The organism is Maricurvus nonylphenolicus, assembly GCF_042854845.1.
Taxonomy (GTDB): Bacteria; Pseudomonadota; Gammaproteobacteria; order Pseudomonadales; family Cellvibrionaceae; genus Maricurvus; species Maricurvus nonylphenolicus.
Genome location: NZ_AP031498.1, coordinates 5478616 through 5499234, shown reverse-complemented (window position 1 = coordinate 5499234; position 20619 = coordinate 5478616). Strand labels below are relative to the sequence as shown.

At 49.1% G+C, this 20619-nt stretch carries 19 protein-coding genes; 10 read left to right on the top strand and 9 right to left on the bottom strand.

Going from position 1 to position 20619, the window contains the following annotated elements; genetic code table 11:
• Positions 1–73: 73 nt before the first annotated feature.
• The 4 genes from ACGHZ6_RS23880 to ACGHZ6_RS23865 all read left to right on the top strand — a co-directional run bounded on the left by ACGHZ6_RS23880 (position 74) and on the right by ACGHZ6_RS23865 (position 3020).
• The gene (locus tag ACGHZ6_RS23880; RefSeq protein ID WP_390616581.1) at positions 74–814 is read left to right on the top strand and encodes a TetR/AcrR family transcriptional regulator; all 741 of its coding nucleotides are present in this window, start codon (positions 74–76) and stop codon (positions 812–814) included.
• A gap of 192 nt (positions 815–1006) precedes the next feature.
• Positions 1007–1801 carry a formylglycine-generating enzyme family protein gene (locus ACGHZ6_RS23875; protein WP_390616580.1) on the top strand — a complete coding sequence of 265 codons (795 nt, stop codon included), beginning with the start codon at positions 1007–1009 and terminating at the stop codon, positions 1799–1801.
• Positions 1802–1846: 45 nt separating this feature from the next.
• Positions 1847–2665 (top strand): formylglycine-generating enzyme family protein, encoded by an 819-nt coding sequence (locus ACGHZ6_RS23870; protein ID WP_390616579.1) that lies wholly within the window; start codon positions 1847–1849, stop codon positions 2663–2665.
• A 136-nt stretch (positions 2666–2801) separates the two neighbouring features.
• Entirely contained in the window at positions 2802–3020 is a 219-nt protein-coding gene (locus ACGHZ6_RS23865) for a hypothetical protein (protein WP_390616578.1), read from the top strand.
• 24 nt (positions 3021–3044) lie between these two features.
• On the opposite strand, the gene ACGHZ6_RS23860 is transcribed toward ACGHZ6_RS23865, so the two are convergent.
• The 3 genes from ACGHZ6_RS23860 to ACGHZ6_RS23850 are packed head-to-tail and all read right to left on the bottom strand — an operon-like array spanning position 3045 to position 5706.
• Positions 3045–4403, bottom strand: a complete 1359-nt coding sequence (locus tag ACGHZ6_RS23860) for a sensor histidine kinase (protein WP_390616577.1) — start codon at positions 4401–4403, stop codon at positions 3045–3047.
• Positions 4404–4449: 46 nt separating this feature from the next.
• Entirely contained in the window at positions 4450–5133 is a 684-nt protein-coding gene (locus ACGHZ6_RS23855; protein WP_390616576.1) for a response regulator transcription factor, read from the bottom strand.
• Between the two features lie 30 nt (positions 5134–5163).
• Positions 5164–5706, bottom strand: coding sequence for a PepSY domain-containing protein (locus ACGHZ6_RS23850; RefSeq protein ID WP_390616575.1), 543 nt, complete (start codon positions 5704–5706; stop codon positions 5164–5166).
• A gap of 159 nt (positions 5707–5865) precedes the next feature.
• Between ACGHZ6_RS23850 and ACGHZ6_RS23845 the strand changes: the two genes are divergently transcribed.
• A complete protein-coding gene (locus ACGHZ6_RS23845; protein ID WP_390616573.1) occupies positions 5866–6888 on the top strand; it encodes a mechanosensitive ion channel family protein in 1023 nt (340 codons plus the stop codon).
• Between the two features lie 58 nt (positions 6889–6946).
• On the opposite strand, the gene ACGHZ6_RS23840 is transcribed toward ACGHZ6_RS23845, so the two are convergent.
• Positions 6947–7549 (bottom strand): helix-turn-helix domain-containing protein, encoded by a 603-nt coding sequence (locus ACGHZ6_RS23840; protein ID WP_390616572.1) that lies wholly within the window; start codon positions 7547–7549, stop codon positions 6947–6949.
• A 267-nt stretch (positions 7550–7816) separates the two neighbouring features.
• Here ACGHZ6_RS23840 and ACGHZ6_RS23835 point away from each other — a divergent pair, with 267 nt between their 5' ends.
• Together ACGHZ6_RS23835 and ACGHZ6_RS23830 are read left to right on the top strand one after the other, a co-directional pair.
• Positions 7817–9478, top strand: a complete 1662-nt coding sequence (locus ACGHZ6_RS23835; protein WP_390616571.1) for an EAL domain-containing protein — start codon at positions 7817–7819, stop codon at positions 9476–9478.
• Complete coding sequence (locus ACGHZ6_RS23830; RefSeq protein ID WP_390616570.1) at positions 9453–10997, top strand: methyl-accepting chemotaxis protein; 1545 nt, start codon at positions 9453–9455, stop codon at positions 10995–10997. Before ACGHZ6_RS23835 ends, ACGHZ6_RS23830 begins: the two co-directional genes overlap by 26 nt.
• Positions 10998–11042: 45 nt before the next feature.
• Here the strand turns inward: ACGHZ6_RS23830 and ACGHZ6_RS23825 are convergent, their stop codons facing one another.
• The gene (locus ACGHZ6_RS23825; RefSeq protein WP_390616569.1) at positions 11043–11849 is read right to left on the bottom strand and encodes a mechanosensitive ion channel family protein; all 807 of its coding nucleotides are present in this window, start codon (positions 11847–11849) and stop codon (positions 11043–11045) included.
• Positions 11850–12151: 302 nt separating this feature from the next.
• Between ACGHZ6_RS23825 and ACGHZ6_RS23820 the strand changes: the two genes are divergently transcribed.
• Positions 12152–12457, top strand: coding sequence for a hypothetical protein (locus tag ACGHZ6_RS23820; protein ID WP_390616568.1), 306 nt, complete (start codon positions 12152–12154; stop codon positions 12455–12457).
• A 163-nt stretch (positions 12458–12620) separates the two neighbouring features.
• Here the strand turns inward: ACGHZ6_RS23820 and rho are convergent, their stop codons facing one another.
• Both rho and trxA read right to left on the bottom strand, forming a co-directional pair.
• Positions 12621–13880, bottom strand: coding sequence for a transcription termination factor Rho (rho, locus tag ACGHZ6_RS23815; protein ID WP_390616567.1), 1260 nt, complete (start codon positions 13878–13880; stop codon positions 12621–12623).
• A 459-nt stretch (positions 13881–14339) separates the two neighbouring features.
• Complete coding sequence (gene trxA, locus ACGHZ6_RS23810; protein WP_390616566.1) at positions 14340–14666, bottom strand: thioredoxin TrxA; 327 nt, start codon at positions 14664–14666, stop codon at positions 14340–14342.
• Positions 14667–14947: 281 nt separating this feature from the next.
• Between trxA and ACGHZ6_RS23805 the strand changes: the two genes are divergently transcribed.
• Positions 14948–17098, top strand: coding sequence for an FAD-dependent oxidoreductase (locus ACGHZ6_RS23805; protein WP_390616565.1), 2151 nt, complete (start codon positions 14948–14950; stop codon positions 17096–17098).
• Positions 17099–17168: 70 nt separating this feature from the next.
• Complete coding sequence (locus ACGHZ6_RS23800; protein WP_390616564.1) at positions 17169–18302, top strand: methyltransferase domain-containing protein; 1134 nt, start codon at positions 17169–17171, stop codon at positions 18300–18302.
• A gap of 55 nt (positions 18303–18357) precedes the next feature.
• Here ACGHZ6_RS23800 and ACGHZ6_RS23795 read toward each other — a convergent pair whose 3' ends face one another.
• Both ACGHZ6_RS23795 and ACGHZ6_RS23790 read right to left on the bottom strand, forming a co-directional pair.
• Positions 18358–19749 carry a sensor histidine kinase gene (locus ACGHZ6_RS23795; protein WP_390616563.1) on the bottom strand — a complete coding sequence of 464 codons (1392 nt, stop codon included), beginning with the start codon at positions 19747–19749 and terminating at the stop codon, positions 18358–18360.
• A 2-nt stretch (positions 19750–19751) separates the two neighbouring features.
• A complete protein-coding gene (locus ACGHZ6_RS23790; protein ID WP_390616562.1) occupies positions 19752–20462 on the bottom strand; it encodes a response regulator in 711 nt (236 codons plus the stop codon).
• Between the last annotated feature and the right edge of the window lie 157 nt (positions 20463–20619).

Sequence of the window (20619 nt, the reverse complement as noted above, 5' to 3'; positions counted from 1 at the left end):
ATATCGGTCTTGAGCCTAGGATATACTGACTAGCAACAACACTATCGAGAACCTAGAGGCAGGTGAACCGCAGATGCCAGACGTCAGCCCCAATTCCAATTCCGGCCCCAGCTCTGAGGAAGCAAAACCCGATGTAACGCTTTCTGATCGTTCCGATGGCCGTGCCAGTCAGCAGGCTATTCTGCAGGCGACCCTGGATGTGGTGCTGCGCGATGGTGTTGGAGGCGTAAAATATAAAACGGTTGCTGACAGGTCTGGCGTAAGTCATAGCGCAATAGCTTACTACTTCAAGGATATCCCGAGTCTGATTAACAAGGCATTTACCTACTATTTAGATAGTTATGCCGAGACAATGAAGTTTCGTCGCAATATGGGCAAAAGGATCCTCAAGAAATTCAAAGGCCAGGACGTCATGAGTCCGCTTATTCGGCAAAAAATTGTTGAGGTATATGTCGAAGAGGCTCTGGATATCGTCGCCTCTCCGTCTGATAAAGGCCAGGCATTCATGAAACTGGATCAACTGTTTCGCAACGAAACAGAGCGTCATGGCTATTTTAAAGAGGAGTTATCTCGACAAGACAAGATGGATATGGAAGCCATCGAGTGGTTTTTTGGCAAACTCCAAACACCCAATCCAGAATTGGATGCCTTTCAAATGATGTCGGTGCTGTGGTTGTGCAGCGTTTCAATGATTAATAACGCCCATGATGATGCAAGCCGTCTATATATGAAGCAGCGTATTGCTTATACCCTGTCATCGATTATGGGACTCTCTGATATTTCTGCGGAGGATAAAAATGCCGCAGCCAGTTAACTAAATTCCACTCTGGTTCAGAAATTTTTTAGCAGCGATATTTCGCTGTGACGGGTTTTTGCGTGCTGAAAAAAATGAATAACGCTTAAGTTAAACAACGCAGGAGGATTCATTTGATAAAAGAGTTTACACATTAGGAAGTAACATCGGCACTGCTATGCAGTGATATATAAATTTGTGGAGAGAATAAACATGAGTAAGAGAGTAAGTTTACAAACGCTAGTGCTGACCCTTGCAAGTGCATTAGCAAGCTTTAGTGCCTACTCGATGGATACTTCAGAGATGGTGTCCGTGCCGGGTGGTTATTTTCATATGGGTTGTAATAAATCGGTAGACCCGGACTGTTTTGAGAGTGAAATGCCGTTGCGACGTGTGTGGATTAAAGGTTTTAAAATAGATAAGTACGAAGTGACCTTTGGGCGCTATCAAAAATGTATTGATGATGGTTATTGTGAAGATTTGGGCATAGGTGGAAGTTGTAATTACTTCTGGCCGGGTGTGGAAAATAAACCGGTTAACTGTGTGACTTGGTACAAAGCCAAAAATTTCTGTGAATATGAAGGTAAGCGTTTACCGACAGAAGCTGAATGGGAAAAAGCAGCGCGTGCAAATACTGTGAGTCTTTATCCGTGGGGTAATAAGAAGCCCAGTTGTGATTTAGCCGCGATGGATGGCCCTAATGGCGGTAATTTGGCGTGTGGTGAAGGCACCGCACCAGAAGTGGGTTCCAAGCCCAACGGCGCTTCGCCTTATGGGGCGATGGATATGGCCGGTAGCATGTGGGAATGGGTTAGTGATTGGTATGGCCATTATTACTATTACAGTGCGTCTAACAATAACCCCAAAGGGCCACGACAGGGAGCTTATAAAGTAGCTCGCGGCGGAGATATTTATGCGCGTAAGCCTGAAGAATTACGTACGGTAACACGTTTCTTTTATGCCCCCGAGAATTTCAGTCCAGCGGTAGGATTTCGGTGTGCACAGTAAAACTGCATAACGAAAAATACAGTTGAGTAGAGAAAGGAAAAAAACATGAAAAATGTAACCAAAATGTTTCTGCCGATATTGGCATTAATAAGTAGTTCAACAGTACTTGCCCAATCATTTGATGATCAATCGATGATCGATATTCCTGCAGGCAGTTTTGAGATGGGCTGTAATCACGCTCGCGCTGATGAATTATGTCAAGAAAATAGCAAACCTGCTCACCAGGTAAAGCTGAATGCATTTAGGATTGATAAATATGAAGTGACATTTCGACGCTATAAAAACTGTGTCGATGCGGGTGAATGTACCGAACCATTCATAGGTGGCGCTTGTAACTGGGAGTTTCCTAATTGGAATAGTGATCATCCGGTAAACTGTGTTGATTACGCTCAGGCCCAGAATCTGTGTAAGTTCGAAGGTCGACGTTTACCGACGGAGGCAGAATGGGAGTATGCTGCCCGTGGTAATATGGATAAACGAATCTTCCCCTGGGGTGATGAACCTGCGACCTGTGAGCATGCCTCTATGGATGAGAATGGAGCAGAGTTACCTATGCCAGGTTGTGGTTTAGGCACGACGACACCGGTTTATCAAGGTGAGGGTAAAGGTGATTCGCCGTTTGGTGTCGTGGGCATGTCCGGTAATTTGTGGGAATGGACCTCAGACTGGTACAGCGATAATTACTACGCCAGCAGCCCAGAAGATAACCCGCAAGGGCCTACCGCCAATACTGGATTTAAAACGGTCCGTGGGGGTGCCTGGACGATGCGTCTTGATGGAGGTTTAACCAGTACCTTAAGGTTTGGTTACTCGCCTCAGGGTCAGGGTTATGTGATCGGCTTTAGATGTGCTGCTGATAATTAATCGATGTATCAACAGGTCTGCGCAGTTTGTATGGCGCGGACCTGCTGTATTAACAAAAATTCATTTTTTGAAAACCAGGCGTTTATTAAGTTCAGGTTATGCTGTGATTACACCGTAATAGCGAGGTAATCCGCTGATGAAAAAGTGTTTTAATGTGGCAATAAATCTGCTGTTGACCCTGTGGATGCTTTTGGTTGGGCTATTGATGGTACCGTTTGTATTCCTGGCGGCTTGCTGGATGCAGTTTCGGTTACGCCATTTGATAAAGGGAGGTGCTTTGCAGGATGAAGATGAGTATGATTCTGCTCCCGTGATCATCGAAGCTGAAAAAGGTAGAGATTATCGCCCGGGTTAGACCGCCAGATTAAAATGCCCTTGGTTAAAACGTAATTTCGACTTTCAGCCCCGGTTGGTTATCAGCCAGGTCAATCTGGCCGTGATGCAGTTTTACGATTGCCTGTACTATCGCCAGCCCTAAACCAAACCCTTTACTGTGCCGACTGGCGTCCAGACGTGTCAGGCGCTGAAAGACTTGCTCATGGTGTTCTGCAGGAATACCGGGGCCGTTGTCGCTGACAATGATGCTGTTGCCGGTGAGTTGCAAGGTTACCTTGCCGCCAGCGGGCGTATAACGCACGGCATTATCGAGCAGGTTGTATACCGCCCTGAATAACAGGTGTGGTGATCCCATCACTGTCTTTACGGCATGATTGCCGTTCTCAGGGGCGAGGTAGTGCAACTGCAATTTATCTTCGGCAATCGGTTCCATCAGTTCGATGGCATCGCGACAGATCTTGTCGAGATCACAGGGCTGGCGCTGATCATCCAGGCTGCCTTTCTCCAGGCGAGCCAGCTCCAGCATTGCATCGAAAGTGGCGATAATATGGTCAATCTCTTCCAGTAGTGGTAACAGCCAGGATTCTTCGTCAGTCTGTTGCTGTAGCTGCGATTCAATACTGATACGCATCCGTGACAATGGGGTGCGCAAATCGTGGGCAATATTGTCGGTGACGCCGCGAATGGACTCGACCAGACCATCGATTTCGTCCAGCATCTGATTGATATGCTCAGAGAGCAAATCGAATTCATCCTCATGGGGGGTAAGCGCTAAGCGTTGCTTGAGTTCACCGGACTGGATGTTTTGCAGTTGTTGGGTCATGGCTGTGACGCGGGCCAGGACGCGACGGTTATAGATAAAACCGGCGACCAGGCTGATCAATACCGTGGCGATCAATACCAATGCACTGGCGCGAAAGTAGCGCTGCTCCAGCTGTGCCTGTTTACCTTCATAAAAACCGACAATCAGCGGGCCGAAAGGTGTATCCACCTGCGAGCCAACCACCACCTCGGATCGGCGTTTGCCCCGTGAGCTGATATGTTCGACCGTGACATAGTTACTGCGTGGAAACGTGGCAAAGCTGGCGGGGAAGTGGCGGATCTTGCCGGTAACCCCACCGGCATGACCCAACACTAAAAACAATGTACGGTCATCTTCCAGGCGCTCTTCGATGGCATTGAGCAGGTCTTCTGCTGTAATCGATTCCGCCTTGGTTAGATCGACAAAGCCCTGGCTGGCCAAGTGCACCCGTTGGTGTAATTCACGGCGTTGCTCACCAATGGTGAGATGGTAAACCAGGCTAAGGGTGGCGCTGCAGACAATTAACACCACGCCGGTGAACATAAGCGTGAAGCGCCAGATCGATGTTTGGGTAAATTGTTTAACCCGCGTTAACCACACAGCGATACTCTCTACAGTCTCAATAAGGCGTTAGTTTTAACAAGGCCTAGGCCTCTGGCGTGCGCAGGATATAGCCGGCACCGCGAACCGTATGGATAAGCTGGCTGGCTCCACCAGCTTCGAGTTTTTTGCGCAGTTTGGCGATATGCACATCAATCACATTGGTTTTAGGGTCGAAGTGATAATCCCAAACCGCTTCAAATAACTTGGTACGGGAGACGACCTGGTTTTGGTGTTCCAGCAGATAGCGAAGAAGCTGGAACTCTTTGGGCTGCAGTTTGATTTCCTGTTGCTTGCGCGTCACTTTATGGGCCAGCAAGTCCATACACAGATCGTCGAGCTGCAGTTGTGAGCTGTCCTGCTGTACAGGTTGATGGCGCCGAATCAGTAAATCGGCGCGGATCAGCAGTTCCTGAATAGAAAAAGGTTTGGTGAGGTAGTCATCGCCACCGGCCTGCAAACCCTTGATGCGTTCATCAACATGGGACAGCGCACTCAGGAAGATAACCGGTGTGGCATTGCCGGTAGCGCGCAGGGCAGAAAGCAAGGTAACACCGTCCATCTGCGGTAGCATGCGGTCGAGGATAATAATATCGTAGTCACTGCTGGTTGCCAGATACAGGCCGTCGGTACCGCTGCTGGCGGTATCGACGTTAAAGCCCTGTTCCTTAAAGCCCTTCTCAATGTAGTCCAGGGTGGTTTGGTCGTCCTCGACCACAAGTGCTTTCATGGCAATCCTAACAGTGTGTGCAATTACATCTTAGCTGGCGGTGACGCGGCGGTTTTCGATATTTACCGACCATTCTGTATCACCGGTCGGGCCAACAGTCTCTACTTCGAAGTAACTTACACCATTGTCCTGTTCGAAATCCACTTCCGATACGACCATGGTATCGCTCAGGCTGATGGCTGCTACGGCCTCACGCATATCCACCTTGGCTGTTTCCATGGCTTGCAGCATGGACTGCTTTTCGGTCATTTCGCTCAGGGTATTGATCGGGTGCACCCGTTCGATCCACTGGCCGGTTTTGGCATCAATTAACAGGGTGGTGACTTTGGACGCGTTCTGGTCCACCATTTTCACCTCGTGGAAGAAACGGTTATTAATTTCCTCCAGTTCGTAGCCGTATATAGTATCGGCGTATTTGTCTTCAATACGCTCCAGCATCTCGCTGGTGCTCACATCGGCATTAGCCAGGGTTTTACTGGCTTGCGGGTAGTTGTCTTCATCCACTGCCAGGCTGCTAGCACTGAAGGTAATCGCGGCCAGGGTAAGGGCAATGATGCTGTTGGTTTTGCTCATGGGATAATTCCTTGTTTTTGGATCTGTTTAAGTACGGGTTTAGACTACCCCAGCAGGCATAAAGGCCGGATTTCCAAAAGATTAACAATAGTTTATGTTTAGTAAGGTACTAACAGCTCTACAAAAGATGTGGGAGGGTGGCCTGAGGGTCATGAATAAATGGACGTTATAGATAAAATCACCAGTTCCTCGCTAGGCCTTCTACTGGTTAACTGGTTGCCAGTGCTTGCCATAGTGGCCGTGGCAGCCCTGTTGATGAAGCTGGTGTTTCTCAAACGCAGCAGTGCGATCGAAGGGCATCGGTTTCGCGAACAGATACTGGCACTGGTTGTTGGGCTGACGGCCATTGTTGGCATTATCCTGGCGATGCCTATCGACAGCTCCATGCGCGGTCAATTGCTTACCTTGCTGGGTTTATTGTTAACCGCCATTATTACCCTCTCTTCCCCTACCATCGCCGCCAATGCCATGGCGGGTTTTATGTTGCGCTCCCTGCGCAGTTTTGCCGTTGGCGATTTTATTCAGGTGGGCGAGTTCTTTGGCCGGGTGACCGAACAGGACTTGTTCCATGTAGAAATCCAAACCCAGGACCGGGATCTGCTCACCATCCCTAACACCTATTTGGCTGCGCACCCGGTTAAAGTGGTGCATTCCAAGGGTACGGTGATTTCAGCGGAAGTTTCCCTTGGTTACGATGTGGATAACCGCGTGGTTGAACAAGCTCTACTAGAAGCGGTTGAAGCGGCCGGATTGCAAGAGGGATTTGTCTATATCATGGAGCTGACGGATTTCTCAGTTGTTTATCGCGCATCGGGTTTTTTAGGCAATGTAAAACAGCTGCTGTCGATGCGTTCTGATTTGCGCCGGCAGATGATTGATCAGTTGCATCGTCGCGGTATTGAAATTGTATCGCCCGGCTTTATGAATCAGCGAGTGAATACCGAAGCGGTTATTCCCGAGCGCAAGTTTGTACAAGCGAACAATTCCAGTGACAGCCCTGAAGACCTGGTGTTTGATAAAGCCGAGCGAGCTCAGCAAATTAAAGAATTGAAGGACAGCTACAGCGAATTAAAACAGACGCTGGATGAAAAGCAGGATGATGAGGAATCCATCACCCGTAAAAAGCGGCGCATGAAGGCGATCAAGCGCGCGATTGGCATGTTGGAGAAACAAATAGATTAATCGCTATGCGAGAAAGTAATACCGAAGGCATGGTTAACACATTACGTCGAAAATCGAATTAGGGCTTAAAAGGTTGCAACGTATAGATCATGATTTGGTTGTTGCACTGGCTTTTAAACTCCAATTCTAACCAGCGGTTGGTTTTTTCTATATCTTGGTGTAACGGAAAAATAACTTTCTGTTTGTCTTGATATAGGTGGTAACGCAGTAGCGCATGGTGAAACATGTGGTAGTAATCAGGGTCTATCCACTCGCGCATGCTGTCTGTATCTTTTGGTAAGGTGTTCTGTTGTGTCCCGCTAATAAATGCGCCGTGCCATTGAATGGCTTGCGTTAGAATATTGTGCTCTGCTACCAGTTCGTAGTTTTCAAGCAACAATTCGATCAAGGTATTCTTGAGTTCACAAGTTAAGTAACAGTTGTTAATAACGCTGTGTTCTGGGTAGGCGCCAAAAAGCAGCCACTCTGCTTTGATGTCTAAATAGATGCAGAGTGGTTCGACATATCTTTGACTTATTATCCCGTTTTTCATCCAGTTATATATCGCCTGACGACTCACGCCCAGGTAATCAGAAAGTTGGGTAATGCTGATTCCTTTATGTGTCAGGGTTGATCGCAGGCGATCAATAACGGTGATTGGGGGGCTGCCTTTTGCTCCCACAGTAACTCCTAAAGCAATTCCTGATTTGCCCCGCCAGTCAGTTGGCAATGTAAGAAGTATTTTATCGCTAAAGTATATCGCGATGTGTCAATCGAAACTTGACATGATGTCGACTGGCCTTTGTCAAGGCATAGACTGCTATTCACAAACTGAAAAACCACCGATATAAATATTACGCATGCCACAGTGAAGTTTAGTTGACGCAAATCAAGCAGCACACTAAGCGGTCGTTTACAGGGAATAGAATAATAGCAGGGGTTTGCATTAATGGTCGGGGATGTTCAGCTGGATAGCACCTTATGGCAACATTTAATTGAGTTGTCAGGCGCGGCCGTAGTGCTAACAGATATCGATGGTACGATTCAATTTGTCAATCAGCGTTTTACCGATGTGACGGGTTATATTGCCGATGAAGTGATTGGCAAGACGCCAGGCTTGCTCAACTCCGGGCGTACACCTGCTGCGTTACATAAACAGTTGTGGCGCAGAATCGAGGAGGGAAAAGTCTGGCGCGGGCGTATTTTAAATCGCAAAAAGAATGGCGACTTATACTGGTCGATGCAGTCCATTGCGCCGATCAATAATTCACTGGGCCAGCCAACTCGCTATTTATCAGTTAGTGATAATATCACTGATGTGATGGGTGGTGAGCCTGATCAATACGGCTTTTATGATTCTGAAACCGGTGTTGGCAATCAACAGTTACTGAATCTGGATTTGACCGCTGAGACGGGTTGCAAGAATTATTCGCCCTGCGAGCTGGTATTAATTGAGTTCTCTAACAAGGTTGGCGGTAAGGAGATTGCAGAGGCTCTGGCAGAGCGTTTAATCAACCTTGTCGGCTCGGCTGGTAGCGTCTATCGATTAACGCAACGGCGCTTTGCTGTGTTAATTTCACAGTCAGCACGAGCTATTCGAGAGTTCTCTCTTATTTCACCACAGGTACTCACTGAGCCGGTAGCTTTGGCTTTTGATCAGTTAAAGCCTCGCCTGTTTATCGGTACTGCTCATGGCTTAAGTGGCCACCTTGATGTCAAAGATTTTTATCGACGTGCTGAAGTATCACTGGAGCAGGCGAAAAGTCGTACCGCTTTAGGCAATTTATTCCCCAAGGCTGAATGTGAGATCGATGACGATGAGTTGTTTGAGCATCTAAAACGTGGGCTCGAAGAGGATGCATTGCATTTGGCTGCCCAGCCAATACTGGATCACGGTACTCAACGTATTGCGGCATTAGAATTCCTGTTACGTTGGTTTCACCCTCAGTTGGGTTGTATATCACCGGTGAAAATTATCAGCATCGCCGAGAAAAACGGTTATCTGTATAAGTTGGCGATCTATGTCGTCAATAAACTTCTACGTTCACTACCCGCTGATATTCTCGCTGACTCCTCCGTTAGTCTGTCAATCAATTTTAACTTACCTCAAATTACCAATCGGCAATTAATTAACGATGTCTTGCAGTTGATCGATGAAAGCGGTTTGGAGCGATCACGTTTTATTTTTGAAGTGACTGAAACGGAAGCTTTGCCCGTGGCAGTTGAAGACGCTTCTTATATTTTTCAATGGGTAAGAGATCAAGGTGTTATTCTTGCGCTAGATGATTTTGGCGCGGGTTATTCTACGTTGGATTATCTGAGCCAGTTTCAGGTCGATATTGTCAAACTCGATAGACAGCTTTTACTTGATATTCAACACAGCCCCCGTCGACGCATGATTTTTAAAGCTATGCTGCAACTTTGCCAATCACTGGGGGCCACGGTTGTGGTGGAAGGCATTGAGTCTGCAGAGCAAATGGATTTTATTCAGCTGTTAAATGTCGATAACTTATTGTTGCAGGGCTATTATTTTTCTCGCCCTCACGATTTGATCGGCGATGTTACGGATGTCATGGAGGTCCTTAATGCGCAACAATCAGCCAGTCTTTGATCGTGAGATTACGCTACAGGACGATCAGTTTCTTATTTCTACCACAAACTTGCGAGGTGTTATTACCGATGCAAACCAAAGCTTTTGTCAGGTGTCAGGGTTTTCCCATGCAGAATTAATGGGTCAAGCTCACAATCTTGTTCGCCACCCGGATATGCCATCACAGGCATTTGGCAGTTTATGGCAAACCTTAAAAAAAGATGATGCCTGGATGGGGTTGGTGAAGAATCGTACCAAAGATGGGGGTTATTACTGGGTCGATGCGTTTGTAACCCCGGTAGCCGATCAGCAAGGCAAGATCAGTGAATTCCAGTCGGTAAGAACTAAACCCAGCGAGGCAGAGAAACGGCGAGCAGAATTCGTGTACGACCGATTAAAACAAGACAAGGGCGCGTTTACATGGCCAACATTTAATCTGAGTGGTTACTGTTTGTTGTTGGCCTTACTGTTTTTGGTTATGCAGATTCCGTCACTGGCTTGGTGGATTTCGTTGATCTGCGGTGCCATTGGTTTAGGTGTGCTGTGGAAAATACAGCGTGTTATCACTTGTTTGGTAAAAAACGCCCGTACGGTTATTGATGATCCCTTGGCCCAATTCATTTATACCGGTGACCGTTCGGAAGCCGGCGCGATTAACCTCGCTCAGATGATGTTAGCCAAACAGCTGCGTGCTTCGCTGGCGCGTATTCGCGACGGTCAAGATGCGGTGACCCATGTTGCCCATGAGGCGGCGCACAGTCATGCCCGAACCTGCAGTCAGTTAAGTCATCAGATGGGGCATCTCGACCAGGTATCGGTAGCGATGGAGCAAATGGTGGCTTCGGTACAGGAGGTCAGTGGCCAAACAGTGCATGCCTCGGAAACCGTGGATAATATTCGTAATCTGTTGGCTGATGGTAATCGCGAGGTCGATGATATTGGCAACGCCATGCATGATGTTTCTGCTCAGATACAGACCTTAAGCCGGCATATGCAGCAGCTGCACAGTGACAGTGCCCAAATCGATACAGTGCTCGATATGATCGGTGTTATTGCCGAGCAAACTAATCTGCTGGCGTTAAATGCGGCTATCGAGGCGGCCAGAGCCGGTGAACATGGTCGCGGTTTTGCCGTGGTGGCAGAAGAGGTCAGGGCTTTATCGCAAAAAACACAAACGTCGACTCAAGATATCCAGTGCATTGTTGAAGCGTTTCAAACTACGTTGCGCGATACTGAATTGGCGCTTAAACGCTGTCAGACCTTATCTGATTCTATGCAAAGCTCGCTAACGTCTACAGTACAGGCCTTTGAGTCCATCAATAAAAATTCCGATCAGGTAGGCGAAGTGACTAAAGGGGTTGCAGTGGCATTAGAGCAGCAGTTTGTCGCCAGCGAGGATATTAACGGCAGTTTGCTGGGTGTCAGGGATGCGGTGGAAGAGTTGAATTCACTGTCTGGTGGTGTGCGCAGTCAGGTCGATGATTTTGTAAAACAGTTAAAGTTGCAGCAGTCTTTAGCCGAACATTTTCTAACTTACTGAGCAAGGGTATTTATAGGCAGGGCGCTGCTTGCGCCCTGCCTATGCTCAGGATGCCTGGTGCATATGCACATCCTGTTGCGGGTAGGGAATGGAAATCCCTTCGCTGTCGAAACGCTTTTTAACCGTTTCGGTGGTGTCAAAATATACGCCCCAGTAGTCGGCGCTATTCACCCAGGCGCGGACAGTGAAATTTACACTGCTGTCGGCCAGCTCTGAAACAACAATCAGGCTTGCCGGATCTTTCAGGATTCGCTCATCGGCATCGATAATCGATTGCAGGGTGGCCTTGGCTTTATCGATATCGTCGTCGTAGCCAATACCAAAGACAAAGTCGACGCGGCGAGTGGACTTGGTGGAATAATTGATGATATTACCATTAGCCAGTGGGCCGTTAGGGATAATGACCGTTTTGTTATCGCCAGTTTTTAACATGGTGGTGAATATTTGAATCTCTTCCACTACACCGGCCTGGCCCTGGGCTTCAATAAAATCGCCTGCCTTGAACGGTTTAAACAACAGGATAAGTACACCGCCGGCAAAGTTTGACAGGCTGCCTTGTAATGCCAGGCCAATGGCTAAACCCGCGGCACCAAGAACGGCAATAAACGAGGTGGTTTCAATACCCACCATGCCGGCAACGGTAATAATTAACAGCGCTTTGAGTAAGGCATTACCCAAACTGTGCAGGAAGCGTTGCAGTGTTGGTTCTGTATTGCTGCGCTCGAGAGCTTTGTTGATAAGGTTGAGCGCAACCCCCACCAGTTTCCAACCAATAACCAGTGTTAATAGCGCCAGTAAAAACTTGGGTGCATAGGCGATAGTGAGTGCTTGTAGGGTATCAAGCCATTCCATGGGGTATCTCCTGAGATAATGGGGTAACAAATTCGGTCTTAAAGAGGGTAAGTATAGCCAATATGTATGACCGGAGTCTGAACACAGCGCTGTGGATATTGCGGAATTATTTCAATGGATTGTGTTTATCTGCTGAAATTGTTTAACAGCGGCACAATTTTATTATGACGTTGATTGAAATTTGATCGGCAACCTGGAAAAGACGCTCTATCGAGAAAAAAAGTAACAAGTGTCATTGTGAAGTAACACATCTGCAATCTTCAGTCTTTAGTATGAGCGCCACTTACTGATGAGGTGGTGCTATGAACGTGATCAAAAATTATGCCCCGGTATGGGCTGCGCTGGCTATTTTATTCGCCGCAGGTTTTAGCGTTAAGGCCAATGCCAATGAAGATGCTCTGATTGAAATGTCAGAAACCATCGTTGCCGACTACAAAGAGATGCGTGCTCAGTGTGCAGCGGAAGAAAACTACGATATGAAACGCGTGTGCTTTTACAAGCTGCGTATTAAAGCCTGGGACTACAAACAGGCTCGTGAATACCTGGTTCAGCATAAAACGCCGTTAAAGGCTGATGAGTTGGGCAAGGCTTACGCTGTAAACAAGTAAGATCGTTACAAATTAGACGAACATCAACAATAATAAATAGCTTTCCCAAGCTCTCTGTTGTTAACCCGCATTTGCACTGCAAAGGCGGGTTTTGTTTTTTTGGGGGCAAAAAAATCCCCGGCGGGTAGGCCAGGGATCTTTTATACGGACTGTCGTGTAGTGCTTATTTGCGCTTCATCGACAGGAAGAACTCATCGTTGGTCTTGAAGTCCTTCAGCTTGTCGAGGATAAACTCGGTGGCAGCGACATCTTCCATATCGTTCAGCAGCTTGCGCAGAATCCATACACGTTGCATTTCATCTTCGCGCATCAGCAGGTCTTCACGGCGGGTGCCGGACTTACGCACGTTAATGGCTGGGTAAACACGCTTCTCAGAGATCTTGCGATCCAGGTTCAGTTCCTGGTTACCGGTACCTTTAAATTCTTCGAAGATCACTTCGTCCATTTTCGAGCCGGTATCTACCAGTGCGGTGGCAACAATCGACAGGCTACCGCCCTCTTCGATGTTACGTGCGGCACCGAAGAAACGCTTGGGGCGTTCCAGAGCGTGGGCATCCACACCACCGGTCAGTACTTTACCGGAGGATGGCACAATGGTGTTGTAGGCACGGGCCAGACGGGTGATGGAGTCGAGAAGGATAACCACGTCTTTTTTGTGTTCTACCAGACGCTTGGCCTTCTCGATCACCATCTCTGCAACTTGCACGTGACGTGAAGGTGGCTCATCGAAAGTAGAGGCAACCACTTCGCCGCGCACAGAGCGCTGCATTTCGGTTACTTCTTCCGGACGCTCGTCAATCAGCAGAACGATCAGGTGACACTCAGGGTTGTTGCGGGTAATCGCCTGGGCGATGTTCTGCATCATGATGGTCTTACCGGCCTTTGGCGGTGCGACAATCAAGCCACGTTGACCTTTACCGATAGGGGCAACCAGATCGATTACACGGCCGGTTAAATCTTCGGTGGAACCGTTACCGGCTTCCAGTACCAGACGCTCATTGGGGAACAGTGGCGTCAGGTTTTCAAACAGAATCTTGTTCTTGGAGTTTTCCGGCTTATCAAAGTTAATCTCGTTAACCTTGAGCATGGCAAAGTAACGCTCGCCGTCTTTCGGTGGGCGAATCTTGCCGGAAATGGTGTCACCGGTGCGCAGGTTAAAGCGACGGATCTGACTGGGAGAAACATAGATATCATCCGGGCCCGCCAGGTAGGAACCCTCGGCGGAACGCAGGAAGCCAAAGCCGTCCTGCAGGATTTCCAGTACACCATCACCGTAGATGTCTTCACCGCTCTTGGCGTGGCGTTTAAGGATGTTAAAGATGATGTCTTGTTTGCGAGAACGTGCGAGGTTCTCCATACCCATTTCTTTAGCGATGTTAATCAGTTCTTCAATGGGTTTCTTTTTCAGATCAGTTAGATTCATAAGTGCGACTTTAGCTTTCTCGACAGCTAGTGACATAAAAGGGAAGTTGGCCTGGTATCGGCAAATGTTGGTAGAAACGAATTAGGGGTAAACTGTTTGGTCTTGTTGGTTTGTTAAGCGCGCAATCACTTGCCTGGTTTTATCCTAGCTGCCTGACTCTTAGTTACCTGACTTTTAGTTGCTTGAAAATGAGCAAACAGCCAAAGTGGTCGGTGGAGAGCAGGGGTAGAGATTGGGGGCTTGTTCTAATTCAGTCAGCGAGAGTCTAATTCGTAACTTTCTTGGTATCGAGATATCTGTTGATATCAAGGCGCGGTGAACGGTTGGGAACCGACACAGCAGTGGATCAGACCATCAACTGTTGGATGCAGTATAGCGGGTAAATCCCATGTGTGCAAAATTGCATCCGCCTGACGGAAAATCAGGCGGGTGGAGAGGCTGGGCCTCTCCACGAAAGCCTTACAGGCTGGCGTCGATAAACTCTACCAGCTGGGCTTTGGACAGTGCGCCGACCTTGGTCGCTTCGGCAGAACCGCCTTTGAAGATGATCAGGGTAGGGATACCACGGATATTGAACTTGCCTGGAGTGCCCTGGTTAGCATCAACGTCCATTTTGCAGATCTTGATTTTGCCTTCGTATTCGCCGGCCAGTTCATCCAGAACAGGGGCGATCATTTTGCAAGGGCCACACCACTCTGCCCAAAAATCAACCAAAACGGGGCCGTCGGCGTTGAGAACTTCGGCCTCAAAGCTGGCATCGGTAACGTGAACGATGCTGTCACTCATAGTGCTTCTCCAAATGTTACAGTCAGCCCTACTCAGGCCATTCATAAATAAAGACTAGGGATGATAATGATTGGGGGCGGCGCATACAAGGGCTAGATCGCCCAAGCAGGAGTGAGTGAACGATAACCTCAATTTCTATGTGAGTTTAAGCCAAGGTGGAAAGACATTAGGCTTGATACCCTGGGTGAGGGAACTGAACCAGAATTTGATGCTCAAATTCCGGCAGCAATACCAGCAAACGGGCCAGCAAATAGTCCAGCCAAGAGATAAGGAAAACAAGTATGAAAAGTCGGAAGTTATGGCTTATCGTGGTGATAGCCGCCTTAGTGGGCGTATTTTATGGTCTGGATCTGAGCCAATACCTGTCCCTGGAGCGCTTACAGACGCTGGTGGCGGACAATCCGGTACAGGCAGGGGTTATCTACTTTAGTGCCTATGTATTGATAACCGCCCTGTCTCTGCCAGCAGCTGCCTTGATGACCCTTATGGGTGGTGCGGTATTTGGCCTTGGCTGGGGTGTGCTACTGGTGTCGTTTGCCAGCAGCCTGGGGGCAACCCTGGCGTTTCTGATTTCCCGCACACTGCTGCGCGATTGGGTACAGCAGCGTTTTGGCCGTTACCTTGAGACCATTAACCGTGGTGTGGAAAAAGACGGCGCCTCCTATCTGTTCAGTCTGCGCCTGATTCCTGTTATCCCTTTCTTTGCCATTAACGCAGTGTTTGGTTTAACACCTATCCGCGCCTGGACTTTTTACTGGGTTAGCCAGCTGGGCATGTTGCCGGCAACATTTGTCTATGTGAATGCCGGTGCCGAGTTAGGTGCGGTGGAAGAGTTGAGTGCTGCGGGCATCCTCACCCCAGGCTTGATTGGCGCTTTTGTGCTGCTGGCCATATTCCCCTATATCGTTAAAGCCTTCATGGGTGCCTGGCAGCGCCGTCGCGCCCTGGCCCCCTACCGCGCACAGAAACCCAAGCAGTTTGATAACAACCTGCTGGTCGTCGGTGCTGGCAGTGGCGGCCTGGTCAGTGCCTATATTGCTGCGGCAGTGAAAGCCAAGGTGACCTTGATTGAGCGCCACCAGATGGGCGGTGATTGCCTCAACACCGGTTGTGTACCCAGCAAGGCGTTAATCCGCAGTGCCCATGTGAAAAAGACGCTGGCTCGCGCCGCCGAGTTTGGTATACAGCCTGTAAGTGGTGAAGTGAACTTCCCCGCTGTGATGGAGCGTGTTCAAGGTGTCGTTGATGCCATTGAGCCCCACGATTCGGTGGAGCGTTATACCGAGTTGGGTGTTAACTGTGTTCAGGGTGAGGCGCGTATTGTTTCGCCCTGGGAGGTCGAGGTGACAAGTGAGGCTGGCGTGCAGCGTATGACGGCCAAAAATATTGTCATTGCCAGTGGTGCCCGCCCCTTTGTGCCCTCTATTCCCGGTATTGAAGATACCGGCTATCTGACTTCAGACAGCTTGTGGCAGTTGCGTGAGCAACCTGAGCGGCTAATGGTGATGGGCGCAGGCCCTATTGGCTGTGAGCTGGCACAGGCTTTTGCCCGCCTGGGGGTTAAGGTCACTCTGGTGGATATGGCACCGCGTATCCTGCCCAGGGAGGATGAAGATGTTGCGAGCTATGTGGCCGAGTGTTTTGCCGAGGATGGCATTGAGGTGTTGGTGCATCATAAAACCGTCGCTTTCACATGCGATAATGCGCCGGAAGGAAATGGGCAGAAACTGGCACAGCTGGAAACGGCGAGTGGTGGCGTTATCGATGTGGCCTTTGATCAGTTGCTGGTCGCGGTGGGTCGCAAAGCTAACAGTGAACAATTCAGCGATTTGCCGCTGGGGTTAACCCCGCAGGGTACCTTGCAGGTCGATGAGTATATGCGCACGGATATTCCCAGCATCTATGCCTGTGGTGATATTGTCGGGCCTTACCAGTTTACCCATATGGCGGCACACCAAGCCTGGTATGCCGCTGTGAATGCGCTGTTTGGCAAGCTGCGCAAGTTTAAAGTGGATTATCGCGTGGTACCCTGGGCCACTTTTACCGATCCCGAAGTGGCGCGTGTGGGGCTGAATGAAATGGATGCCCAGGAGCAGCATATAGAGGTTGATGTCACCCGTTACGGTATTGATGATCTGGATCGTGCCATTGCCGACGGTGAAGCGCGAGGTTTTGTGAAGGTACTGACCCGCAAAGGCAGCGATAAGGTACTGGGTGTGACCATTGTCGGTTATCATGCCAGCGATCTGATCAGCGAGTGGGTATTGGCCATGAAACATGGCATTGGCCTCAATAAAATACTCGGTACTATCCACATCTACCCGACGATGGCAGAAGCCAATAAATACACGGCAGGTGTCTGGAAACAGGCCAATAAACCCGAAGGGGTATTGCGCTGGGTGGAGAAATTCCATCGTTGGAATCGGAATTAGTGTAACAACGAATTAATGTTGCACCTGCTTAGGCAAGTGCGATGATAAATATGTAAGTATGGAAAAGATTATGTCGACAGAAGCATTAAGTGTAAAAAAAGAAGTCAGTGCCCGCTATGCGGAAGGCGCGAAAGAACGTCAGGAAGCGCTGTGTTGCCCGGTTGATTACGACACCTCGTTATTAAAGATTTTGCCACAGGAAATTATCGAACGTGACTACGGTTGTGGTGATCCTTCCCGTTATGTTCGCGAAGGGGACACCGTTCTGGATCTTGGTAGTGGCGGTGGAAAAATCTGTTATATGGCCGCCCAGATTGTCGGCGAACAAGGCCACGTGATCGGTGTTGATATGACCGATGATATGTTGGCCCTGGCTCGTCAGTATCAACCGGAAATGGCAGACAAACTTGGTGGCGACCGCGTGGATTTTCGCAAGGGTTATATCCAGGACTTAGCCTTGAGCGTTGAGGCCATGGAAAACTATTTGGCAGAAAGCCCTGTCACCAATGCGACATCCTTGCAGGCCTTGGAAGACTGGAAGAAACAACAACGTTCCACCGCACCATTGGTTGATAGCGAGAGTGTTGACTTGGTGGTATCCAACTGTGTACTGAATCTGGTTGCCCAGGAAGATCGTGTACAGATGCTGGCGGAAATTTTTCGCGTATTAAAACCCGGTGGCCGAGTAGCGATTTCCGACATCGTTTGTGATGAGCTGGTACCGCAGCACCTGCAAAACGATCCGCACTTGTGGAGTGGTTGTATCTCTGGGGCGTTCCAGGAAAAAGAATTTATTGACGCCTTCCTGGATGCCGGTTTTGTCGGTGTGGGTTACGACAAGTGGGAAGCGGATCCCTGGCAAGTGGTTGAGGGTATCGAGTTCCGTTCAGTCACCCTGACGGCGACCAAACCTGCAAAGACTGGTCTGATTGATGCGGGTCAGGCGATATTGTACCGCGGACCATTCAGTGTCGTGGCGGATGATTTAGGTAATACTTTTGTTCGTGGCGAGCGCACAGCGGTATCCAAGCGTACCTATGAGTTATTAACCAGCGGTGATTACGCCGATCACTTTATTGGCATGCAGCCAGCAACAGATATTAACAACGGCTGTTTTAGCAAGCCTGCCGGAACAGTGCGTCCAGCTAGTGAAACCAAAGGTGGTTCACACGCGGGTGGTGGTCAGGAAGGTGGCTGCTGCTAGGTAGAAGTTGATTCCAAGAAATAAAAACGGGCCCTTTCTATCTTTGGGCCCGTTTTTATTTGAGGGGAAGTTCAATCTCGACTAATAATCCCGCCGTGGTATTTTTTAAGCGCAACTCACCGCCGTGGTTAACAATCACCTGCCGGCTGATTGATAAGCCCAAGCCAATCCCCCCCGTGTCCCGGTTACGGGAAGACTCCACCCGATAAAAAGGTTCAAAGACGCGTTCAAGCTCCGTCTCGGGTATTCCTGGCCCTTGGTCCTGTATCTGTATGACGATATGGCCATTAGGGTTTTCGCTTAAATTTACGTTAACACTTTCTCCGTATTTAACCGCGTTTTCCAACAGATTGCGTAGCGCGCGTTTAAGACTGACCGGTCGACAAGCCAGGATAGGCGGTTGGTCTGGTGTTGAGCTTTGATCAAACGTCAGCGCGGCGCCGAGATCAATAAAGTCATCACACAAACTGTCTAATAACGCCGTGAGATCAACCTGGCGGGTTGCTTCGGTATCACCGCTTTCGCGAATAAATGCCAGCGTGGCTTCAGACATCTGCTGCATGTCTTCCAGGCTTGCCAACAACTTATCTCGCTCTTCGCTGGCTTGCATCAGCTCCAGGCGCAAGCGCATGCTGGTGATAGGTGTGCGCAAATCGTGAGACAGTGCCGCAAGCATGCGAGTACGCTCCAGCACAAAGCGGTCGAGTCGCTCACTCATATGATTAAATGCGTTAATGGCGGTTTTGATATCCTCAGGCCCCTGGGCGTCGAGTGCGGCAACCTTCTGGCCGCGACCAAGATCGCTGGCAGCTTGAGTCAGATCACTGAGTGAGCGGGTAATTCTGCGCAGGCGCCAGATGACAACGGCCAGAACCAAGACACTGGAAATCAGTAAAAACGTGAGTGTCTGCCGCGCTGCGAGTGGAGATACCGCCGGTGTGGCGACCTGGCTTTGCAGCCAGCGGTTATCCTGTAATTGCACTTCGATAATAAGTGTTTCCAGGGGCAAAGGCGGCCGGCGATGGTGTGAGTGTTTTTCCTTATACCTTTCTTTATCTGCTTTGTATCGCCGTGGCGGTTTGTCCTTCATTTCTACGGCTACACGAATGCGATCGCGGTACTCGTCCCCTAGCCACAGGGTTAGGCGTTCAGTTAGTCGTGCCTCGATTTCTTTGTCAGTTTTATTAATGCTGGGCGAATCGAGTTGTTGAAAATGAATGCCCGGGCGATGCCAGGCGGACAGTATGTTTTCATGCAAACTGGGTGGAGTGGACTCCAGCAGCTGTACAATGGCGGATAGCTGACGAAACAGAAAGCGCTGGTTATGACTTTCCAGGGCTTTACTGTGAGCATTGGAAAGCACCCACAGACTAATACCCTGCGCCAGAATTAAGGTGATTAGTACCAGCACAACCATTTGTGTGCGCAATTTTTTTGGCCAGGGCATTTTCACGACTGCAGAGCTTCCGTAAACATATAACCGCCGCCCCAAATGGTTTTAATCAGCGTGGGATTGTGGGGGTCGCTTTCAATCTTGCGGCGCAGGCGACTGATTTGGTTGTCAATACTGCGATCAAACGGCAGGGCGTCACGACCTTTGGTGAGGTTTAGCAGTTCATCGCGACTAAGCACCTGTTGCGGATGGGATAGGAAAACTTTTAATAAGGTAAACTCGGCGCTGCTTAGGGAAATTAACACACCGTCATGACGGCTGAGTTGGCGTTGGTGTATATCGAGTTCCCAACCTTTAAAACGCAGGTAATCGCTATCAGGTTTCGCGATTGGAGATTCCTCTTTTGGCCGTCTTAACACCGCTTTAATACGAGCCAATAATACCCGCGGGCTAAAGGGTTTGGTGACATAGTCGTCGGCGCCCATTTCCAAACCCAGTACGCAGTCGGCATCTTCGCTCATGGCGGTCAGCATAATCACTGGCAGGTCATCATGAGTACGCAGTTCTTTTAGCAGGTCCAGTCCGCTTTCACCCGGCATCATAATGTCCAGCACCACCAGATCGACATTTCCCGGTTGCAGTTGGCTGCGCATCTGTTCGCCACCATTAGCCAGGCTGACGCGAAAACCGTGCTGTGACAGATAACTGCCTAACAGGTCTCGTATATCTTGGTGGTCGTCGACGACCAGAATATGCGTCTCTGACATAAATCCGGGTTTCTCGTGTTATTGCTGGGTTTATTATTGCAAATTCACGTTTAGGCAACTGTATCAAATTGTATCAGGGCTGCGACCAGTTGCGACAAATTGACAGATTCCTGGCAAATCCTGGCGCGGATGCTGTGTTCCAATGAACTCACCAACA